The organism is Paenibacillus sp. FSL H3-0302 (genome assembly GCF_037982245.1).
Lineage (GTDB): Bacteria > Bacillota > Bacilli > Paenibacillales > Paenibacillaceae > Paenibacillus_AQ > Paenibacillus_AQ odorifer.
On the sequence record NZ_CP150284.1, the window covers coordinates 5,691,668 to 5,711,535 of the forward strand.

At 42.1% G+C, this 19,868-nt stretch carries 20 protein-coding genes; 5 read left to right on the forward strand and 15 right to left on the reverse strand.

Annotated elements, in window-relative coordinates:
• Positions 1 to 2: 2 nt before the first annotated feature.
• From MHH50_RS25320 to MHH50_RS25380, 13 genes are all read right to left on the reverse strand, one after another.
• On the reverse strand, positions 3 to 2,576 hold the full coding sequence (locus MHH50_RS25320; protein ID WP_340033612.1) for an alpha-L-arabinofuranosidase C-terminal domain-containing protein: 2,574 nt from the start codon (positions 2,574 to 2,576) through the stop codon (positions 3 to 5).
• A 469-nt stretch (positions 2,577 to 3,045) separates the two neighbouring features.
• Entirely contained in the window at positions 3,046 to 3,798 is a 753-nt protein-coding gene (locus tag MHH50_RS25325) for an ABC transporter permease (RefSeq protein ID WP_081383954.1), read from the reverse strand.
• Entirely contained in the window at positions 3,792 to 4,568 is a 777-nt protein-coding gene (locus MHH50_RS25330) for an ABC transporter ATP-binding protein (RefSeq protein WP_076194592.1), read from the reverse strand. The genes MHH50_RS25325 and MHH50_RS25330 overlap by 7 nt, the downstream gene beginning before the upstream one ends.
• A complete protein-coding gene (locus MHH50_RS25335) occupies positions 4,549 to 5,541 on the reverse strand; it encodes a MetQ/NlpA family ABC transporter substrate-binding protein (protein ID WP_139330176.1) in 993 nt (330 codons plus the stop codon). Before MHH50_RS25335 ends, MHH50_RS25330 begins: the two co-directional genes overlap by 20 nt.
• A gap of 236 nt (positions 5,542 to 5,777) precedes the next feature.
• Positions 5,778 to 6,251 carry a YhcH/YjgK/YiaL family protein gene (locus MHH50_RS25340; protein WP_076186392.1) on the reverse strand — a complete coding sequence of 158 codons (474 nt, stop codon included), beginning with the start codon at positions 6,249 to 6,251 and terminating at the stop codon, positions 5,778 to 5,780.
• A gap of 30 nt (positions 6,252 to 6,281) precedes the next feature.
• Entirely contained in the window at positions 6,282 to 7,136 is an 855-nt protein-coding gene (locus MHH50_RS25345; protein ID WP_051491079.1) for a MurR/RpiR family transcriptional regulator, read from the reverse strand.
• Between the two features lie 23 nt (positions 7,137 to 7,159).
• Positions 7,160 to 8,038 carry an ROK family protein gene (locus MHH50_RS25350; protein WP_340033613.1) on the reverse strand — a complete coding sequence of 293 codons (879 nt, stop codon included), beginning with the start codon at positions 8,036 to 8,038 and terminating at the stop codon, positions 7,160 to 7,162.
• 23 nt (positions 8,039 to 8,061) lie between these two features.
• On the reverse strand, positions 8,062 to 8,751 hold the full coding sequence (locus MHH50_RS25355) for an N-acetylmannosamine-6-phosphate 2-epimerase (protein WP_036679646.1): 690 nt from the start codon (positions 8,749 to 8,751) through the stop codon (positions 8,062 to 8,064).
• 24 nt (positions 8,752 to 8,775) lie between these two features.
• On the reverse strand, positions 8,776 to 9,618 hold the full coding sequence (locus MHH50_RS25360) for a carbohydrate ABC transporter permease (RefSeq protein WP_081382492.1): 843 nt from the start codon (positions 9,616 to 9,618) through the stop codon (positions 8,776 to 8,778).
• 13 nt (positions 9,619 to 9,631) lie between these two features.
• Positions 9,632 to 10,507, reverse strand: a complete 876-nt coding sequence (locus MHH50_RS25365; protein WP_076129168.1) for a sugar ABC transporter permease — start codon at positions 10,505 to 10,507, stop codon at positions 9,632 to 9,634.
• 84 nt (positions 10,508 to 10,591) lie between these two features.
• Positions 10,592 to 11,998 (reverse strand): extracellular solute-binding protein, encoded by a 1,407-nt coding sequence (locus MHH50_RS25370; protein ID WP_076129167.1) that lies wholly within the window; start codon positions 11,996 to 11,998, stop codon positions 10,592 to 10,594.
• 147 nt (positions 11,999 to 12,145) lie between these two features.
• Positions 12,146 to 12,823: an SGNH/GDSL hydrolase family protein gene (locus MHH50_RS25375; RefSeq protein ID WP_340033614.1), complete on the reverse strand. Its 678-nt coding sequence runs from the start codon at positions 12,821 to 12,823 to the stop codon at positions 12,146 to 12,148.
• Entirely contained in the window at positions 12,792 to 13,703 is a 912-nt protein-coding gene (locus MHH50_RS25380) for a dihydrodipicolinate synthase family protein (RefSeq protein ID WP_038573110.1), read from the reverse strand. The genes MHH50_RS25375 and MHH50_RS25380 overlap by 32 nt, the downstream gene beginning before the upstream one ends.
• Before the next feature lie 507 nt (positions 13,704 to 14,210).
• Here MHH50_RS25380 and MHH50_RS25385 point away from each other — a divergent pair.
• Positions 14,211 to 14,396: a hypothetical protein gene (locus MHH50_RS25385; RefSeq protein ID WP_036679656.1), complete on the forward strand. Its 186-nt coding sequence runs from the start codon at positions 14,211 to 14,213 to the stop codon at positions 14,394 to 14,396.
• A gap of 199 nt (positions 14,397 to 14,595) precedes the next feature.
• Here the strand turns inward: MHH50_RS25385 and MHH50_RS25390 are convergent, their stop codons facing one another.
• The gene (locus MHH50_RS25390) at positions 14,596 to 15,525 is read right to left on the reverse strand and encodes a phosphotransferase (protein WP_340034640.1); all 930 of its coding nucleotides are present in this window, start codon (positions 15,523 to 15,525) and stop codon (positions 14,596 to 14,598) included.
• Between the two features lie 248 nt (positions 15,526 to 15,773).
• Here MHH50_RS25390 and MHH50_RS25395 point away from each other — a divergent pair, with 248 nt between their 5' ends.
• From MHH50_RS25395 to MHH50_RS25410, 4 genes are all read left to right on the forward strand, one after another.
• Positions 15,774 to 16,985: a sugar efflux transporter gene (locus MHH50_RS25395; RefSeq protein ID WP_076303273.1), complete on the forward strand. Its 1,212-nt coding sequence runs from the start codon at positions 15,774 to 15,776 to the stop codon at positions 16,983 to 16,985.
• 87 nt (positions 16,986 to 17,072) lie between these two features.
• Positions 17,073 to 17,621 carry a hypothetical protein gene (locus MHH50_RS25400; RefSeq protein WP_076218769.1) on the forward strand — a complete coding sequence of 183 codons (549 nt, stop codon included), beginning with the start codon at positions 17,073 to 17,075 and terminating at the stop codon, positions 17,619 to 17,621.
• Positions 17,622 to 17,859: 238 nt separating this feature from the next.
• Entirely contained in the window at positions 17,860 to 18,393 is a 534-nt protein-coding gene (locus MHH50_RS25405) for a sigma-70 family RNA polymerase sigma factor (protein ID WP_076279971.1), read from the forward strand.
• Entirely contained in the window at positions 18,380 to 19,549 is a 1,170-nt protein-coding gene (locus MHH50_RS25410) for a DUF4179 domain-containing protein (protein ID WP_076308815.1), read from the forward strand. Before MHH50_RS25405 ends, MHH50_RS25410 begins: the two co-directional genes overlap by 14 nt.
• A gap of 98 nt (positions 19,550 to 19,647) precedes the next feature.
• Here the strand turns inward: MHH50_RS25410 and MHH50_RS25415 are convergent, their stop codons facing one another.
• The gene (locus MHH50_RS25415; RefSeq protein WP_175619009.1) at positions 19,648 to 19,800 is read right to left on the reverse strand and encodes a hypothetical protein; all 153 of its coding nucleotides are present in this window, start codon (positions 19,798 to 19,800) and stop codon (positions 19,648 to 19,650) included.
• Between the last annotated feature and the right edge of the window lie 68 nt (positions 19,801 to 19,868).

The window sequence follows — 19,868 nt, forward strand, 5'->3', positions numbered from 1 at the left end:
GGCTATTTCCCCCCTTCCTTTAGTCTTAACACGGTCACGGAATATTTCGGGAATTCAAACTCCAGACTACCTTTGTCTACACTTACCTTTTGAGTTACAGGTGCCACCTTGTCAGGTTCAGCGAAGCTATTCTCAGCATTTAAATCGTCCGACTGAAGTACGGTAGCTGTTCCTTCCAGGCTTGATGTGGCAAGTCCGGTAAAAGAAACATCCGTGCGCTGAGCAGTGTCACCCGCATTAACGACTTTAACGATCAGCTCACCTGTGGCAAGATCACGGCTCGCAGTTTGGAACAGCGGCCCTGCTGGACTTTCATCGTTCACCTCTTGTATAAGCTCGTCGTCGAGATAGAGCTGGATATTAGCACCTGATAATTCAATGCGGATATCGTACAATTTCCCAGTCTCAATCCTTACAGGAACCGTTCTTCCGATGACTGCTCTTGTTCCACCTACTGATTTTTCAATCGCGCTCTGCGTATTTCCCCAGCCGCCAAGATTCCACCAATAGAAGTTGCCTTCATCTTTAGAGCCGAACATAATGAGCATACCTTCTGCTCCGCCAGTCTTTTTCGCCTTAAGAGAAAGTGTATAATCACTCCAGGAAGCCTCACCGGCAACTGCGCGAATATCAATATCATTAGAAGTCTGCTTAAAAGTACCCTTGGATTGTTCCCAGTCCCCATTGTTTAGAGTCCAGGCTCCGGAATCCTTCTTGAAATGATCTTCAAAAAGAACGTCATCACCTTTCGCTACTCGTACATCGCTGTACTCTACCTGGGTGGCCCAAGTCCCCAAACCAATTCCACCTTGAATGGATTGCTTACCGGAGGTTTCTTCTTGACCTAGAGCCACAAGTGAGGTTGGAAGAACTACATCCCCCTTATTGCTTCCGAACATCTGCTGCACATGATAAGAAGGTGTTCCGTAGCTAGTCGATGAATCAAACACAATAGCGTCCGGGTTCCAAGTACGATCCTTCGTATTCACAAACAACGGGGCATAAGAGGACATTTTCACGATATCAGAATTCCGTTCCATGCCCATCATAAAAGCCGCCTCGCCGATTGCAGCGTTCAGATTGCCTTCTCCCGCACCCTTGGTCACCGCATACTCACCAACATAAATCTCAGGACCACTGCGGTCATAAGTATCGTATCTGTTCGAGTTGCTGAGGAACCATTCAGAGGTTTCATAGTAATGCTCATCAACCATTTCGATAGGCTCCCCTTCAACTGCCGCATTGGCAATGAGATGAATCTCTGGATACTTCTCTTTAATTGCCTTATAAAACAAGCCATAACGCTTAATATATTCACTCATCTGGAAATTGTTTTCGTTACCAATCTCTACATATTTCATATTAAAAGGCTCCGGATGACCATTGGCGGCTCTTTGTGCCCCCCATTTGCTAGTAACCGGTCCGTTTGCATATTCAATGGCGTCCAGCGCATCTTGTATCCATGGCTGAATTTCACTGACTGGAACGGTATTCTGCTTGGCTATAGGATCTCCGTTATGTGAAATCCCGATATAAGCTACATATAATGGTTCCGCTTTCAGATCTTCGGCCCATTGCAGATATTCGTGAAAGCCCAGCCCATCTGAGGAGCGGTAATCCCAATATCCCTTATGACCGGGACGCGTTTCAATCGGACCAATGGTGTTCTTCCATTGATAAGCATCAGTTGGCGTTTTCCCTTCCACGAAACATCCCCCCGGAAAACGAACGAATGCGGGTTTCATCACAGCTACCTTTTCAGCCAAATCGATGCGAAGCCCATTCTCCCTGTTGTTCCAAGTCTCAGGAAACAAAGACACCATATCGAGATAAACAGTCCCTACATTGGCAGCAGAGATTACAATTCGTGCGTTTGCTACAGTACCTGTAGAAGTCAGTGTGTATGTATATGGATTCCATCCTTCTTTTAACTTATCAACGGTCTGTTCTGCATATAGCTCTTTGCCATCTGGGCTCTCTAACGTTATACGCAGTGGCATATTGTCCCCTGGCTCTGGCCGCGCATAGAATGACAACTTGTAACTGGCCTCCTTCGTCAAAGCAATCCCCCAGTAACCATTATTCACAGCAGATACCGAACCACCCTCGGCAGCTGATGATACTGTTAAAGCCATTGCCTGGGTCTGAGCATCGTTCAAAAGCTTAGTGCTGGTCAGAGCAAGCTTCCCTTTACTCCCTCCTTTTTCATCAATCCACCAATTGAACAGTGTGACCGAACTATCCTCAAAGGAACGATTGGAAATCAGCTCTGCATATAGCCCTCCATCTCCCGCATGATTAATCTCTTCGAAAAAGGCTCCGTACAACATCGGGCTGATCTTAGCTCCCGGATTCGCCGTATCCACAGTCAACGTATATGCGGTTCCACTACTTGTGTTAGCTGCTGTCGCCGTTGGAAGAGTTTCCTTTCCCGCTTCACCCGTTGCTTCTTTGGCAGACTCCTGAGACAGTGTTGCTGGGTTTTCGTCCTTAGAAGCCCAATAATACGTCAGCCCGCCAATCACAATCACGAAAATCAACACCGTAAGCCATAGCTTCCGTCCATATTTATTCAAAGATAATTCCCTCCAACTTTTTATTAGTGTTTCCATTTTTATGAAGTGAACAGATCCTTCCATTCGTAATAACTTAAAATCATTTCACAAAACCTAAATGAATCCGTTTCCATTGATAAAATACCATACTAAAATCGGGTTGTAAATAAATTAAACTAAACCTTTTTATACTTTTATGAATATAATTTCCAATAGATTTGCAAGAAATCAAGAGATTTATTAGTTTTTTTAAAACAAATTCCCTCTTTTCATCTCACCATCTTTATATTTTTCTAAAATAAACGGGGGTTTACAGCCCTAAGTAAGTTTAATTTTCATTTTTTCCTTCATTTATTTTACTGTTTTATTTTTCCATTCAAATAATAATGAAACTAAAATTAATTGTGTTGCCCCCAAAAAATCATATAAAAAAGCTCCCCCTTGCCCAAACTCAGGCAAAGGAAAGCTATCGTTTAATTTCCAACTAAATTTAGTTCCGCCACTTCATAAACTTGTAATCAAGAAAATCAACAAGCAAGAAGAGAATAAAACCGACCAAGCTGAACAACATAATTCCAGCATACATCTCCGGATAATCTAATCTTAACCACGCATCCATGATGAAAAAGCCCATACCATGCTCTGTTCCATAGATCTCCGTAAAAAACAGTACAGATATCGCCGTTCCAAGCGAAATACGAATCGTACTCAGAATTACTGACAATGCACCCGGCAGTGTCACATGCCAGAACTTCTGCACAGCGCTGGCACCTATACTAGTTAAGACATCATAGGTATTGTCCGGAATAGCCTTAACCCCATCCCTTACCGAAATGATGATCTGAAACAATAAAATCAGCATGATCATTAGGATTTTGGACGTCTCCCCAAGCCCGAAGAACAGCATCACTACTGGAAGCAGGGCAATTTTGGGAACAGGATAGGTCAAATAAACCACAGGGTCCAGCAGTTTGTTCCAGGTCAATGAACGTCCCATTAGAAGACCTATAAGCAGTCCAATAATTAACGCCAGTACCACACCTGCAAAAATTCTGAACAAGCTATACCCTACATTTATAGCAATATCCTGCGCCCCTAACTGAAACATCGCCTTATATACAGCAAAGGGACTTGGCAGAATCGAATGGTTCATAAGTAAAAATGCGATATACCAGACTACATTCATACAGACAAATACAAATAGAAGCCTTACTAGATGATGAAGTCGACGTTTGTTTACCATATCTCCTGCATTACCTTTCTAATCCGCTTAGTCTGCTCAAAGAAATCCACACTGTCCCGCTTATCCTCATGCTTCATATGAAACACCAAATGATTATCAATAATTTCAGGTGTAGTTTCTTTGTTGGACGGCATGACGATAATCTTTTGCCCCAGCAGAATCGCTTCTTCCACATCGTGAGTGACAAATAACGTAGTCGTTGGGTTAGCCAGCCAGTTCTCTAAAAAGAGGACCTGCAGTGTTTCCCTTGTTATCGCATCGAGTGCAGAGAATGGCTCGTCCAGCAACAGAATAGTAGGCAAAATGGCAAAAGCTCTGGCAATCGCTACTCTTTGCTGCTGGCCTCCACTGAGGGATAAGGGATAACGTTCTGCTAAATCAGAGATCCCCATCGACGAAAGCCACTGCTTAATCTGCGTCTCCCGTTCTTGCTTGGATGAACTTGCCGTATGCGTAATCTTCATCGCTATCTGAATATTATCATGTACAGTCTTCCAAGGAAGAAGCCCGTAGTTCTGCGGCACCAGCCCGATTAACGTTTCTTTCTCATGTACAGATTTCTCATTAAAAAGAATTTGTCCCTGATAGCTAGGCAGCAAGCCCGCAATCGCCCGTAATAAGGTTGATTTCCCGCTGCCGGAGGGTCCGATAATGGTGTAGATCCCATGTTCCGGCAAAGATAAATCCACCTGACCTAAGGCTAATTGTCCGCTCTTATATTCTACTTTCAGATCCTTTATGGCGAGTCCTTTATTTCTTGAATTGGACATCAGAAATCACATCTTCAGCCGAGATATTTTTGCTGAGCAAACCTTTTTCCCGTGCCCAAGCAAATGCAGCCTCTACTTCCTTCACATCCACTTGATAAGCTGGTACATAATCCGGTACTTTGATCTCATCTTTTAATGTCTCTGGATATCCTACTTCTTTGATTACAAGATCGATATATTCAGATTGCTCATGGGATTTCATATAAGCTACTGCTTCATCATATGCAGCATACATACTGCGGATAGCTTCTGCTTTGGCATCAATTGCAGTTTGCGGGAAAGCTAATACGAACGGATTTACTCCCGCAGTTAGCGTTGAGCTCAGTACACGCAGGCCTGAGGTTTTACCCATCGTTACAAAAGGTTCTGGCAAAATTGCCGCATCCGCCTTATTATTCTTAAGCAATTCTAAACGGGTCGGAATCTGTGGAACCTCTGTCACTGTAATATCAGCTTCGGTCAGACCTGCTTGTTTCAGCATCATGGCCACTGTATATTGTGTGGAGGTATTTTTGGACAAAATCACGGTTTTCCCCTTCAAATCCTTCACATCCTGGATCGATTCATTTCCAGTCAGTAAATCAAATTCCCCAAAAGTTGTACTGGTGATCTTCACATCCAGTCCAGCCTCATTGTAAATGGAGATCGCAACCAGGTCAGCACTTAGACCATCCAGCTTGCCTGCTTGAAAAGCTACATCCCGATCTTTGGCGCTTTTAAACGTCTGGATGTCCAGATCCACACCGTGGTTTTTATCGAAACCTTGTTCATGTGCGATGATAAAAGGAATAGCATCAATCGAGGGTAATAAACCGAGCGACAAGGAGGTAACTTCTTTTGCAGCCTCTGGAGCAGCTCCCTCTGACGATTCTGTATTTGTATTATTTTTCGAACCACAACCGACTGCAAGTGCAGCGATGACAACAACCATCATAGATAACAACAACATTCTCTTTAGACCTTTATTCTTCATTTAACTCTCCTGCCTCCATTATTCTTTCTATAGTGTAATTCTCTGTAATATTCTTTGCTCACTCATAAATGTGCATGCAAAAAAATCCTTAAGCTCTACAAAAAAAGCTTTAGGCATGTTAAGTTTACCACCAATCTTTATATTTTGTATATTTATAAATTTAGATATAAGTAAATAGAAGCGACGCAAAAAAAGCTGACAGCGGAATGGTTCCGCTACCAGCCTCAATCTCTATGTTATGGAGTTAGTAGATTTGTGTGGATTTTAATGACAGCTTTTTTAATCTGCTGCCCCGGTTGACCCATGCCCGGTCTGTGAACATCATGAGGGAAAAAGACCGCGAACATTCCAGGCTTCAAAGATAACAATATTTCATCTGCTGATGGGGGATAAAGCGCATATTCTCCTTCGGCATCGTAAGGCTTAATGGGCTCGATCCCTTCTTGCAGGGGTGCCCAGCCAATCGTTTCTTCACCTTCGATCAGATAATGCACATCAATATAAGTCTCATGCTTCTCTGCGACTTGTTCCTCCAGCGATTTTGCCTCCAGAGCCATAATCGAAGCATACATTTCGTTCCCGCGGATTTCGATTCGCCCAAGATCAGGATCATGTTGTAAGATTACTTTCAATTCCTCAATAGCCTCAACAATGACAGGATTCTCATACTTGATATGCTCTTCCCAAGATGACAAAGAACCTAAGATCATAACTTCCCATTCCCCTCACATCTTAATGTGCTAAACCAGTTTCTCACTGACTGCTGAAGCTGTAGTTTCTTTATTGATTATGGATTGCTCACTAGTCTTCTTGAAATATTCTACATATAAAATATCAAGCAGATAGAGCTGCGATATCTTTGCAGATAATGAACCCCCTTGCAGCGGTCCTTCATTAGCACCACATAGCAGGGTCAGATCGGAGTACGAGGTTAACGGTGACTTTTCAAACCTGGTAATGGATATTACTTTGGCTCCTCGTTCCTTTGCTTTTCTCGCAACCTCAATGCTATCCTTGGTCGAGCCGGAATAAGAAATCACAACAGCGACATCCCGGTTAGACATCAACGCTGCCGACATCATCTGCAGATGTGAATCCATTAAACATTCCGTTTTGTTCGTAATGCGCATAAATTTAATCTTGGCTTCCATAGCTGTGACTAGAGAAGAGCCCACACCGAAAAACAATACACGTTCTGCATTAATCAAATACTCAATGGCCTCACTGATCTTCTGTATATCAATTAAATTATAGGTCTCGTTGAGTGCACTTACATTCGTGGTCAGCACTTTAGAAGCAACAGCTTCAATCGTATCATCCATCAGAATTTGATCGGTAAGCTGCGGGATCTCATTCTCCACAGTGATGCTATGTGCCAATGCGATCTTGAACTCTTGATACCCTTTATAACTTAAAGATTTGCAAAATCGAAATATACTTGATTCCCCAACATCACATGCATCTGCAAGATCAGTAATCGACATGTAGACTACACTTCTCGTATTCTCCAGTACGTAGTCCGCTACCTTCTTCTCCGTATTTGTCAAATTATTGTATTTAGAATGAATTGAAGAAAAAATACTGATTGTCCGCAAAAAAGCCCCTCCTTTTCAATAAATTAATGTACGAATAAGGAGGAAGCTCCCAGCAGACCTGCCTTATTCCCTAATGAGGCTTTAACAATTCTCACTCCCGCAAAGCTTTCCATAATCAAAGACTTCGTGCGTTCTTCTACCCTTCGAACCAAATCTTCTTGTTCCATTACGCCGCCACCAATAATAATCGCGGATGGATTGAAGATATGTGTGATAGAAGCTAAACCCACAGCCACCTCAGTAATCCATAGATCTAAAATACGTTCAAGCTGCTCATTTCCGCTCTGTATTTTATCAAATAAAGCTTTTCCGTCCGTGCATTCGGGATCTGCCAGCTGAGCCATCTTCACTAAAGCTGTAGTTGAAGCGTATTTCTCATAATACGGCAGTCCTTCTACTCCGGATGGGGCCGACAATGGGTGAGTAAAGATATGGCCAAATTCAGCCGCTACCCCATTAGCCCCTTTATAGATTTGACGCTTAATGACGATCGCACCGCCAATGCCTGTGCCAAAGGTTAGACATAAGAAATTGTTAAAGCTCTGAGCAGCTCCATAATAAGCTTCGCCTAATGCTGCTGAATTCACATCGTTCTCTACCATAACAGGTTTATGAAAATGATGGGTGACAATATCCTTAATTTTCATTCCAGTATATCTAGGTATATTTTCGTTAGCATAGACAATAAATCCTTCTTCTGCATTAACTTGGCCCGCGGTGCTTATGGCAATGGCATCAAAATGATCGTATTCTGCAATCTTTTCCAGCATTCTCGAGATTACATGGGGTCCCCCCAAGTAGCTTTCTGTTGCATACTCCTTGAAGTCATGTACATTCCCCTGTTTATCGCATATACACATCTTGGTATTGGTACCGCCAATATCTACGGCTACAATTCTCATTCCCATCTACCCTCTCTGGTGTTCTACTGAATAGCGTTCACAAACCGTTTCGTAATCTCCATCGGTCTCGTGATCGCAGAGCCAACCACTGCTGAATACACACCTAAATCAAACATGGTCTTTAATTCTTCAGGAGTGGAAACCCCACCTTCAGCTATAACGGGAACAGAGAAGTTGTTGACGATTTGTTGAACCAATTCAAAATCTGGCAAGTTGCGGCCTTTAGTAGCTTCGGTATAACCGCTCAAGGTAGTTCCTATCAGATCAAATCCCAGCTCAACAGCCTTCGCAGCTTCCGCAAATGTAGAACAATCCGCCATAAACAGTTGATCTTTATAGGTCTCTTTTAAAAGTGGAAAAAGTTCAGAAATAGTAGATCCGTCCGGGCGAATCCGGTCTGTAGCATCCATAGCAATGATATCTACCCCTTCGCGGTACAGCTCATCGACTTCCTTTTGAGTGGGTGTAATAAAGACTTCAGAGCCTTCATACACCTTTTTGATTATCCCAATGATCGGCAGATTCACTTGCTTTTTGATTTCTTGAATATCCGCTACGCTGTTTGCCCGAATTCCAGAAGCTCCGCCTAAGTAAGCAGCATAAGCCATTCTCCCCATAATAAACGGGCTATGCAGCGGTTCTTCTGGTAAGGCTTGACTGGAGACGACTAGTTTATGTTTTATTTTTTTAAGTACATTATTTTCAGTATTCATCAGTAACCCACTCCACATTTTTATTTATTCTTTAACTGCTCCTGCCGTAATCCCATTGGTGAAGAACCGTTGGAATAACATGAACACTAGCAACATCGGAATTGCAGCGATGGTAGCTCCGGCCATTTTATAAGCGAAATTAGGATTCAAATCCTGCATTAAGGTCGCAGTACCAACCATTAATGTTTTCATTTTGTTCTCTTGGCCTATAACCAGCTGCCACAAGTAATCATTCCAGACTTGCACGAAATTTAGAATAAATAAGGCTCCAATACCAGGTTTGACAATAGGCAACATGATGCGCGTGAAGATTCTCCATTCATTTGCACCATCTATTCTCCCGGCTTCTCTTAAGGCATTAGGGGTTAAATCGAAGAATCCCTTTAATAGGAACACTCCAAATGCACCCGCCACGTTCGGCCAAATCATACCGTTATAACTATTTACCATTCCAAATTGTTGGGTGATCCGGAATAAGGGCACAATCATAATTTCTTTAGGAATCATCAAACTAGATATAAAGATAATGAAGATTATATTTTTACCTTTAAAATTAATCTTTGAGAACGCATAGGCGGCCATAGAGCCTACAACGATAACCAAAATAGTAGAAATACCTGATACATAAATACTATTAAACGTCCATCTTAAAGCCGGCTGGTTCTGAAATACATCCACATAGTTGGAGAATGTAATCGATTTGGGCCACCAGTCTGGAGGCATCTTCACAACATCCGAGCTGTTCTTGAGTGAACTTGTGAATAACCAATATAGTGGAAAAAGATTAAGGAGTGCGAAGAGGATAATGATCACATTCGATATCACATCAAACTTCTCTCTCTTTTTCTTGTTTTTAATCTTCGACATGTTGTATTCCCCCTCACTTCACCTTAATCATGCTTCGTAGCTGTGGCACAGACAGTATCAATGTAATCACGAACATGATAACCCCTACCGCAGAAGCTACACCGAGTTGGTTATATTTAAAGGCATTATTATAAAGGTAGTACATCAGCGTTACGGAGGAATTGTTCGGTCCGCCACCGGTCAATAACTGAATAACTACAAAGATTTTTAATACGGCAATAATATTGATAATCGTAATATAAGTTGTTGTAGGTCCTACCGAAGGAATCAGGATCTTTGTAATCACTTGCCATCTGCTAGCACCATCGATTTCTGCTGCTTCAAAAAGCTCTTTCGAGACACCAATCATCGCAGCTATATACAGAATAATTGCCTGGCCCACATTAGTTGCGAAGGTTACGAATATCACGACTGGCAGAACCGTCTTTGGATTACCCAGCAGATTAATCGTCCCTAGTCCCATGTCTTTATATAAATAAGAGATAAGTCCGTTAGCCGGATTCAGCAAAAAGCTCCAGACCATACTCATAACCACCATGGACACCATTACCGGGATATAATAACTTCCTCTAATAAAGGAAACGTACTTAGCATTCTTATCAAATACTGCAGAGGCTACGAACAATGCAAACCCCACTGTAAGTAGAACGATAAATATTACGAACACAACGGTGTTGATGGTAGCCTTAAAAAATACCGGATCATTAAACAATGTGGTGTAATTGGCAAAACCCACAAACTTCTCGCTGTCATAATTAATCTGGTATAGACTCAGCCGCATCCCTTCTAAGATCGGATAGACAAGAAAGGCTAAGAATACTATCATCTGAGGTAAAATAAACAGATAACCTGTAATATTCTCTTTTAGGTAATTACTACGTAGTTTCATATCGTTTACCTTTCTAATTAACAGCCCCAGAGTCTCTTCAGACCCTAAAGGCTGTCAATCGTGTATTGTTTATCTGGTCTTAGATTATTGGAAAATTACAGAGCCAGCTTTATTGGTCTCAATCACCTTGTTACCACTTGCCTGATAATCTTGCACAAATTGTTCCGGTGTCTTAGCTCCCATGTAAAGTGCTTGTAGCTCTGGATATAAAACCTCTCTTAATTGGCTGTATCCTGGAACGTTGCCTGTGAAGTTGAACAAATATTTAGAGTTGGCATCGTAAGCTGCAAACAGTGGATTTTCTGCTTTAAGTGCTTCGGCTACAGAACTTCTTACAGGAATACCATTCTTAGAGGATTTAACTAACTCAGGATCGCTTGAGAAGAACTTCACGAAATCCTTAGCCACTTCAGTCTTCTTAGCATCTTTGGACTTGAATACACTAGCGCCTACTACATAAGTAAAGGATAGAGGATCTCCGCTTTCCGACGGAATATTAGCAAGTCTCATATCGAATTTCGCTGCCGTACCGTCCGCCATATTTGCTTTCGTACCATTAAATAGAATCGGGTTAGTGAAACTGATTGCTAATTGCTGATTTTGGAACATAGCATTGGCATCATTAGAAGAAACAGATTCTGCGCCTGGATTTGTATATCCGCCGTCATATAGGTTTTTCAGCCAAGTTGCAGCTTTAACTCCGTTCTCATCATTCAGGACAATGTTGCCTTGATCATCAAAGAACTTATTGCCGAACATTCTCATATAGGCAAGGTTCCATGTATCGCCCTGATTATTTACAGCGAATAATGCCATTGGATATGCATTGGAATACTTATCCTTCGGCAGATTGTTTTTCAGACCCTCAAGAATTTGTTGATATTCATCCAAGTTCCAAGTTTTGATTTCGGATTCTTCACCCACAAACTTTTCTAAGCCTGCTGCTTTAAACATGTCCGCGTTGTAAACCAAGGTGCCTGGGTTGTGCTGGAATGGATAGAAATAAATATCTTCTCCGAACGTTACAGCGTCCCAGTAGTTTTGAGCAATATCGCTTTTCGCGTCTTCATCAATGATGTCGGTCAAAGGAACCAATGCTCCCCGGTGAACGTAATCCCCCATCGGGAATACACTCTCAAAGAACACATCTGGAGGTGTTCCTCCGCTTAAGTTAACGTTAAGCAATTGATCGCGCTGATCTCCAGCAATGACCTCTATTTGAATATCTGCATCGTATTTATCATATTGTGCTTTGAATTTCTCAGCGGCATGCTTTAGGAAGCTATCATAGTCCGCGCCTGCCTCCGTGGCATCCACAACACCCTTCCACTGTGGAGTCAGCCATACTCTGATCGCCACTTTTTCCTTCCCAGACGCAGAAGAATTATCGGATGTATTAGAGCTCGCAGCATTGTTACCTGAGCAACCTGAAATTAAAGAAATAATCACCATTAGCGCAAGCATTGCCGAGAGTAAACGTTTTTTCTTCATTTATAAACCTCCCTAAAAGTTTTGTGAGCATTACCTTCTCTGAATCGCTACGTACAGAACTCGCATCGAAAGCATACGCTTAAAGTTTTGTGAGCATTATCTTCTCTGAATCTCTTCGTACAAAACTCGCTCGAAAGCATAGAACCTTTAATTTAAAATCCGTTTGGCATGGTATTGCACTAAATCGGCCATGCTGCGATGTCCTTGCGGATCAAGATGCATATAATCAATTTCATTCATCGATACATGGTCTCTGGAATCTACAAAGTGGATACCAGTTCCCGTTAGCAAAGCTGCAAGATGCTCAGCGAGCTCCATAGACTTCTCACTACATCCGCTACCCATTGGTTTGCCAATAGGGGTATGAATATACTCTGCTCCAATCGGAGGGGGCGCGATTACTAGAACCTCTGGAGCCTTCCCCTCAGGTCCTGCACCGCTACCTTTAGCTTTAAGAGCCAGCCTAACAATACCTTGTGCGATGTTATAAGAAGTTAATCCAAACCTTTCTTTGGTATCATTGGTTCCAAGCATGATCACAACCAAGTCTAATGGCGAATGTGACATCAGGCAGGGATAGATATAGGAAATTCCAGAAAGTCCTTCAAATAGAGGGTCCTCACTGACACTTGTTCTGCCGGGAAGCCCTTCTTCGATCATTCGGTAGGCGTCACCCAATTCTGTATGAAGAATTCCCGTCCAACGAATATCATCCTTAAATCTGCGGTCTGTCTCTGCGTCGTAGCCCCAAGTATTAGAATCGCCAAAGCATACGATGGATTTCTTCATTGTCTTAACCGCAATATCTTTCAATAGCTTGATCAATCAATTTCATAATGTCTGCGATCGGACCAGCATCTTCAGCGGCTACTGCCTCAAGCGGTGCTCTTACGCTACCAATGTTTACGCCTCTTAATTTTAGAATCTCTTTTATTCCGGCATACATGGCACCTTTCAGCGAACAAAGGGCGATGATAATATCGTTGATATCGCTTTGAATTTGTCCAGCTTCTTCGAACTTACCAGCCTTAACAAATTCATTAGCTTGCAGGAACAGCTCAGGCATAACCGCATAGGTTCCACCGATTCCCGCATCCGCTCCCATGATTCTTCCCGCAACATATTGTTCATCCGGTCCATTAAATACCACTACATCTTTTCCACCCACTCTTTTGAATCTTTCAATATCCATAGTCGGCATGGAGGAGTTCTTCACACCAATCACCTTTTTGTTCGCAAGCAGCTTCTCAAATAGGGACGGAGTCAGTGTATATCCAGTAGTCTGAGGAATGTTGTAGATGATGAAGCTTAGAGGGGTTGCCTCCATAATCTCGCTCCAATATTTATAGACTGCACTATCAGGTAACTTGAAATATATAGGCGGGATTGCGGATAATGCATCGTATCCTAAGGTTGCAGCATGTTTCGCTAACTCAATACTATCTCTAGTGGAAGGGGCACCCACGTGGGCAATCAGTGTCATTTTACCTTTCAGGTTACTAGCTACGTAGCTTAGTACCGCTTTGCGTTCGTCGAGACTCTGGTAAATACATTCTCCTGAGCTGCCTCCCACATATACACCTTGAACTCCTTTTTCAAATAAGTAATCACATAAAGCATGCGTCCGGGATTCCGAAATATTTCCTTGATCGTCATAGCAGGCATAAAAGGCAGGTATAATTCCGTGGAACTTTGTGAGTGTCATTGTTAATCCCCCTTAAGTTGTGAGCGGTTTCTTTTCTACATAAACAAAATATCATTATATTTTGCTTTTGTAAATTATTTTCTCTATTTTTAGAAAAATAAAATTTATTTCCACCAATCTTATTTATGATTAGCAAAATAATGGTTTTCAGTGCAACTCGCAGCTAATAATCATTTATTTTTCCATATTCATTAGAAAATAATCCTGTAAATTCTCCACCCTAAATTTATTTCTTCAGGGCAGTATTTGTTGGATATACGGATGTAAAATAATTTAAAAAGGTGGTACTAATGAGTATCCTTTCAGCTTCGTTAAAAATGTCTCCTACAGGGAGACACTTCTCTCCAGATGAAGCACAAAACCTAAATAACACACAATGTTCACTGAATAATCTGTGTTTTTCAGACGGACACACCTTTTAAAAAATGGAGTTTAGGATTATAATGAAAGCGTAAACAAAGAACAACAAAATCTATTTTGTTTCTTCGCCAAAGGAGGCTGGAGGAAATGCTAGCAGGACTTAAGGAACTTAAAAATTGGGTGACAGAAAACTGGAATCCAACATTGAATACAGGTAATGAGGACTACCGGAAAATGGAGTACTCCGTGGAGCGCCATCTGCACACTCCGCAATCTCCGAAACCACTTAGCTATGAAGAAGAGGCTCGCATCAAGACCGTTAAATTTCATTAACTAACCCTTCAGATAAAGATTGATTCATAACAAAGACATCAGACCGCCAGTTCTGGAAGCAATTTCAGTGGATGCGGTCTTTTATTATGCCTTGTAGTTGTATAACGAAAAAACCTCCTCCACCCTAAAGGGTGAAGAAGGCTAATAGGTTACTTTCGAGGACATGCAGTAGGTTATCAATCCAAACGTCTTGTTTAGTTCATCCTTCGATAAACATCAGCGCGCGTTCCGATTGATAATCAGCTAGGCCTTGGGCGAATTGTTGATCAGGAAATCCTCTATGCAGCAGCTTTAATCCACCTGAAGTTAAGGAGACATGATGGTGGAATTGATAAAATAACAGCCTATCATGATCCAGAGCATCGTTCTTTAAGTACCGGTAGAAATCCCCAAATCTCATCTGCAAAAAACTATGCTCATGCTCAATATCATAAAACATTGCTCCTTCGATATCGATCAAGAAAGGTTCCAGTTTATCATTAACCATAACATGGTCAGGACCCAGTTCCCCGTGAATAAACCCATATTGCTGTCTGGGTTCAATTTTTGATTCAAGCTCGTACAACTTATCGAGCAGTTTGCTTTGATTAGACCTGATCTTCTCAATATGTTGGGAGGCATAGGCTAGCTGTACTTTCGCATTTTCCATTTGTAATAAATGACATTGTCCCATGCTGCTCTCGTTAGCATTTGCTTTCCCAAAAACATGCCTCTCGTGGGTATGCATAGCAGTAAGCATTTCCCCCACACGCTGAAAAACTTTATCTTGAACACGTAGCTCGGGATGATGAAAATAGGTTTCTGCCATTCTTCCATCTATATATTCAACCAGAGCATAATCGAAAGAGTAACGATCTCTTTCCTTATTCAGATCATAAAGAGCAGGGGTCTGAATTCCATGTTGTGTTAAGTACCTGTTATTTAATTCGAATAAATGACTTCCATAGGATTGTTCATTTATATCTTCATTGGCTTTTTCTTCTTTAAAATAATTCATAGAAAGATCCCACACATACAAAACGCAGGAAAATCCATTACTGCACTCAATCTTGTAGACCACCTTTTGTGCGCCGCCATGCATGCGCGAAACACGAGCAACGAAATAACTGCTGCCAAAAACCCTACTAATATAATCCTGTAAGTCAGCCTTATCGAGATGACAAGTAACGTCCATTAACAACACTCCATTTATTAGGTTTTGCCGGCTTCACAATAGTAAATAAAATCCAGCCGAAAGTATAGACTTATTCTTTCTGATCAATTATGATGTTGAATAAGGTCTTGAAAAAAACAAGCATACAAAAAGCCGTTGGAATTCATTTCAACGGCTTTTTTTTATGAAATATCTAAACAAATATAGAGGAGTACTTTCACAACATGTTCAAACGACTAACTGCACTATTTTCGATTCCCTCTTATGGCTTACTCTTTTTATGTATGTTACTGCAGGGGATGGGGATTTCACTCAGCGCACCCTTTTTATCCATTTATTTTACGGAGCAGCTTGGAGTATCTGTCGGGCTGTTTGGTGTTTTTCTGGCCACCACGTTAATTGCCGGGATATGGATCAGTACACTAATCGGAAGACGCTCTGACCTCGGCTTAAATCGAAGAAACATTTACCTTGTCTCCACGCTCTGTAATGCTCTGGCTTATAGCGGATACTTGCTCATTGGGGATTTTACGATCTTATTCATCTACATGATTGTGTTCACCGCCCTCGGTGCACCAGGGATGCCTCAATTGTTCGCCATAGCTAGAGAAGCAGTGAATAAGAGCGATTTTACGGATACTGCATTTGCAAATTCTACCTTGCGTTCTGCTTTCTCTCTCGGCTTTATTACAGGTCCTTTAATCGGTACTCTGCTAATTGCTGCTGTTGGGTTTAAGGGGATTTTCTCGGGCACCATCGGAGTATTCCTGCTGGTTGCCTTACTTATCTCGCTATTCCTGAAATCAAATACAGAAGTGAAAAGCAGTACTGCAGAAGTAAAAGTAAAAAGTTTCCGGTTGGGTCAGAACCGTAATGTTCTGCTTCCTTTTCTGATTATGATACTAATGTATGTAGCCCACTGGACGAGTAGCATCAATACTGCCCTTTTTATTACCAACAATCTAGGGGGAACAACAAGCGATGTTGGTTTAGTCAGCAGTATTTGTGCTGCGCTGGAAATTCCTTTTATGATCATGCTGGGACTACTTAGTGCGAAATACAGTAACCGAATCCTGATGATGTGCGGAGCCATTTTGGGAGGAGCTTATTATCTCGTTGTCATTACTTCAGGCGCGATGTGGCAAATGCTTGCAGCCCAAATTTTGCTTGCCTTTTTTGTTGCCGTTATTTCAGCGATTGGCATTAGCTACATTCAGGATCTGCTTCCAAACATGCCTGGGTATGCATCCACGCTCTACTCTAATTCATCCACGATCGGCAGACTGATTGGCAGTCTTGTTGGCGGGTTATTAGCTAGTGTTGTTGGGTACCGGTATTCATTTGTGCTCTGTTTCATACTCGTCATTATTTCTACAATCATGCTTGCGGTAAGCGGACGTTACTCTGTAGATGATCCACAAAAACTAGCGATTTAATCCGCTTTTTCGGGCTTCATTCAGCCCTTGAAACTTCTCCATATTTTCTCGCGACTAACTAACATATCCTTAAAAAGGTGGGGTTAGATGTTAAAAACTATTGCAAGAATGCTCATGTTGATGTCTTTAATCTTTCTGGCAGCATGTGCAGGGGATGTTAAACCCATCGAGGAGCCGAACACAGGAGCAAATACGCCAACCCAAAGTCCAGCGATGAATACGCAGAAGCCGCAAAACACAGAACCCAAGCAGCCAAATGAAACCAGCTTTAAAGCAGAATTGTCGATAAATCTGAAATCATATTCAGATCAATTGACAGAGTATGATCTCCCCGCACTTGAAGTGCTGGAAAAAAACCTAACTGCTTTGGTTGAGCATGACCACACACTTTTCCAATCCGGGTTCGTAAACAAAAAACTAGCAGATGCTATGGAACCTTATTATGACGAACAATATCAGTACAAATTCACAGACATCGAAAGCATCGATTCCATGTTACCCAACGAACATCAGGTAAATATAACGGTGACCGGACAACGCTTGGATATGGCCGCAAAGACCGTTGAAAATGTAAAAATGCTATACGCTATTCGGCCAAACGATCAAGGGGAATGGGTCATTTATATCATTGATTGATTGACTGATTGATTGACTAACTGACTGACTAGCTTTTGAAAATCGTCGTCCGATTCCTGACAGGGAATTTGAACGGCGATTTTTTTGTGAAAAAAAACCAATTTCTCCCCTTGCTAGCATTGCGAGATGCGGAGAATGGAATCATGTTTGTGGTAACCTTCTAGCTACCTACCCGATCTAATATTTAAGTAACGTTACGAACATCCTAAGACTTCTAGTCAAGAAAGCAGGTAAATCTTTGCATATAGATCCTATTGTCGTCAAAGCCAAAGCTGGAGACCCTGAAGCATTCGTGCAGTTGATGCAGGAGATAGAGTTACCTTTATACAGAACTGCAAGGTCCATCGTCAACAAAGAAGAAGATTGTGCAGATGCCCTGCAGGAGACGATGCTTAAAGCCTTTAAGAACATCCATACACTCAGAGAGCCCGCTTTTTTCAAAACGTGGATCTTCCGGATTCTGATTAATGAATGCAATAAAATGCTCAAAAACAACTCAAGATCCCTCCCTTATGGAGAGCTTCCCGAAATCCCTTCCACTTCCAAGGATTATGAGAAAATCGAATTATGGGATGCCGTTCAACATCTTGAGGAGAACCTCCGGATTGTCATTCACCTTCATTACCTACAGGACATGCCGATCCGTCAAATTTCCGACATTCTCGAAATTTCTACGGTTGCTGTGAAGACCCGGCTGCATCGCGCCCGCAAAAAGCTAAAGCATTCATCTCAATTCAATCAAGAAATGGAGTTGCGACATGGTAAACACTAAGTTAGAAGAACAGTTAAAGAACTGCCAAAGCCTACTTCCCGCTCAGTTATCGGATATTGCCCGCTCCAAACTGAATGAGACTTACCAAATCATCAGGGAGACCGATAATTCCACTTCCCCCATTCAGAGAAAGATGGATGCATCAAGAACTTTTAATAAGTGGTTGATTTCCACTGCAGCCGCTGCAATTCTTGGAGTTACAGTCCTTGCTTCCGGCTTTGTATCGCCCGTAATGGCTGGTGCACTCAAGCAAATTCCGGTTTTGGGACAAATCTATTCATTATGGGGCGAAAAAAACTTAGATCCCGGTGTTCAACAAGCCGGGGATTTCATCACAAACGTAAACCAAAGCGTGACCCATAGCGAGGTGACCATGAATATCCCAACGTTGTTATTTGACGGAACCCGAATTCTTATGAACCTAACCACTCCTGGAAACCGTTTGGCTTCGGAGCCCAATTCGCCGCCTTCAGATGCCAATAAAGGCGCGGTGGATAAGTTTGAGGTTCTCTATAAAGGTCAACCTCTGCTCTGGAGTTACGAACACATGGATGGTGAGACTGCTTCCAGCATAATGGTTCAGGTTTTGAACACTTATTATGATCCGAGCACAACAACACAGACTGTCCAGTTCCCTGATCAGTTTGACTTGACTGTAAATGTAACGTTAAAGGGTTACGATGTCCCGTTCGAATTCGTTCTGCCTGTTACCAAATCAACGCCTGTTACCGCACTAACTTCAGAGGAGACCAAGCATCACGATAACATTAACTTGCAGATCAGTAAGGTAGAAATCACCCCAATCACAACGCAGGTATCCATTGAGTACAAAACCAAACCGGGCCAGAGCGTAGAAGAAATGCTCGCTTCTATCCCTTCGAAATATAAGGGTGCTAACGGGGGCGTCATCGCTCTTCAATTTGACATTGTGGATGAACGTGGCGTTCAACTGAAGCCCATCGGTGCTCACCCCTTAAGCGAATCTTATAATGTTCGTTTTGAACCCTTCAAGACTATACCGAATACCGTAACCATCAAACCGTACTTAGTCGTTTCCGAAGGTCAAGCCCCAGCTGGGACTAAAGGACTGTGGGAAGACAACAATATGGTCAAGGAATATATCCCTGAGCTGGAGACTGTACTTTCGGTCCAATAGTTCATTTGTAAAAGGGTATGCAAGACTACAAAAGACGAAGCCATAATAGGCTTCGTCTTTATATTTAGATGGCTTCAGGTAGGTTGAATCCAATAAGGTTATTTTGATGAAGCCAGCTTCGATAATTTGTCGGCAATATCTTCAGCTTGTAACAAGGAGGAGTATGAATCTGCTGCAAAATATTTTTCCATATCAATCTCAATCATTCGATTGTTTTTGACCGCATCCAACATCTTCCATGTTGCTGGCAACTTAGGCGGTTCTTTGTCCTTTACGGTAAGGACAATAACGTAGTCACTGAAGCTAGAATAAAAAGTGG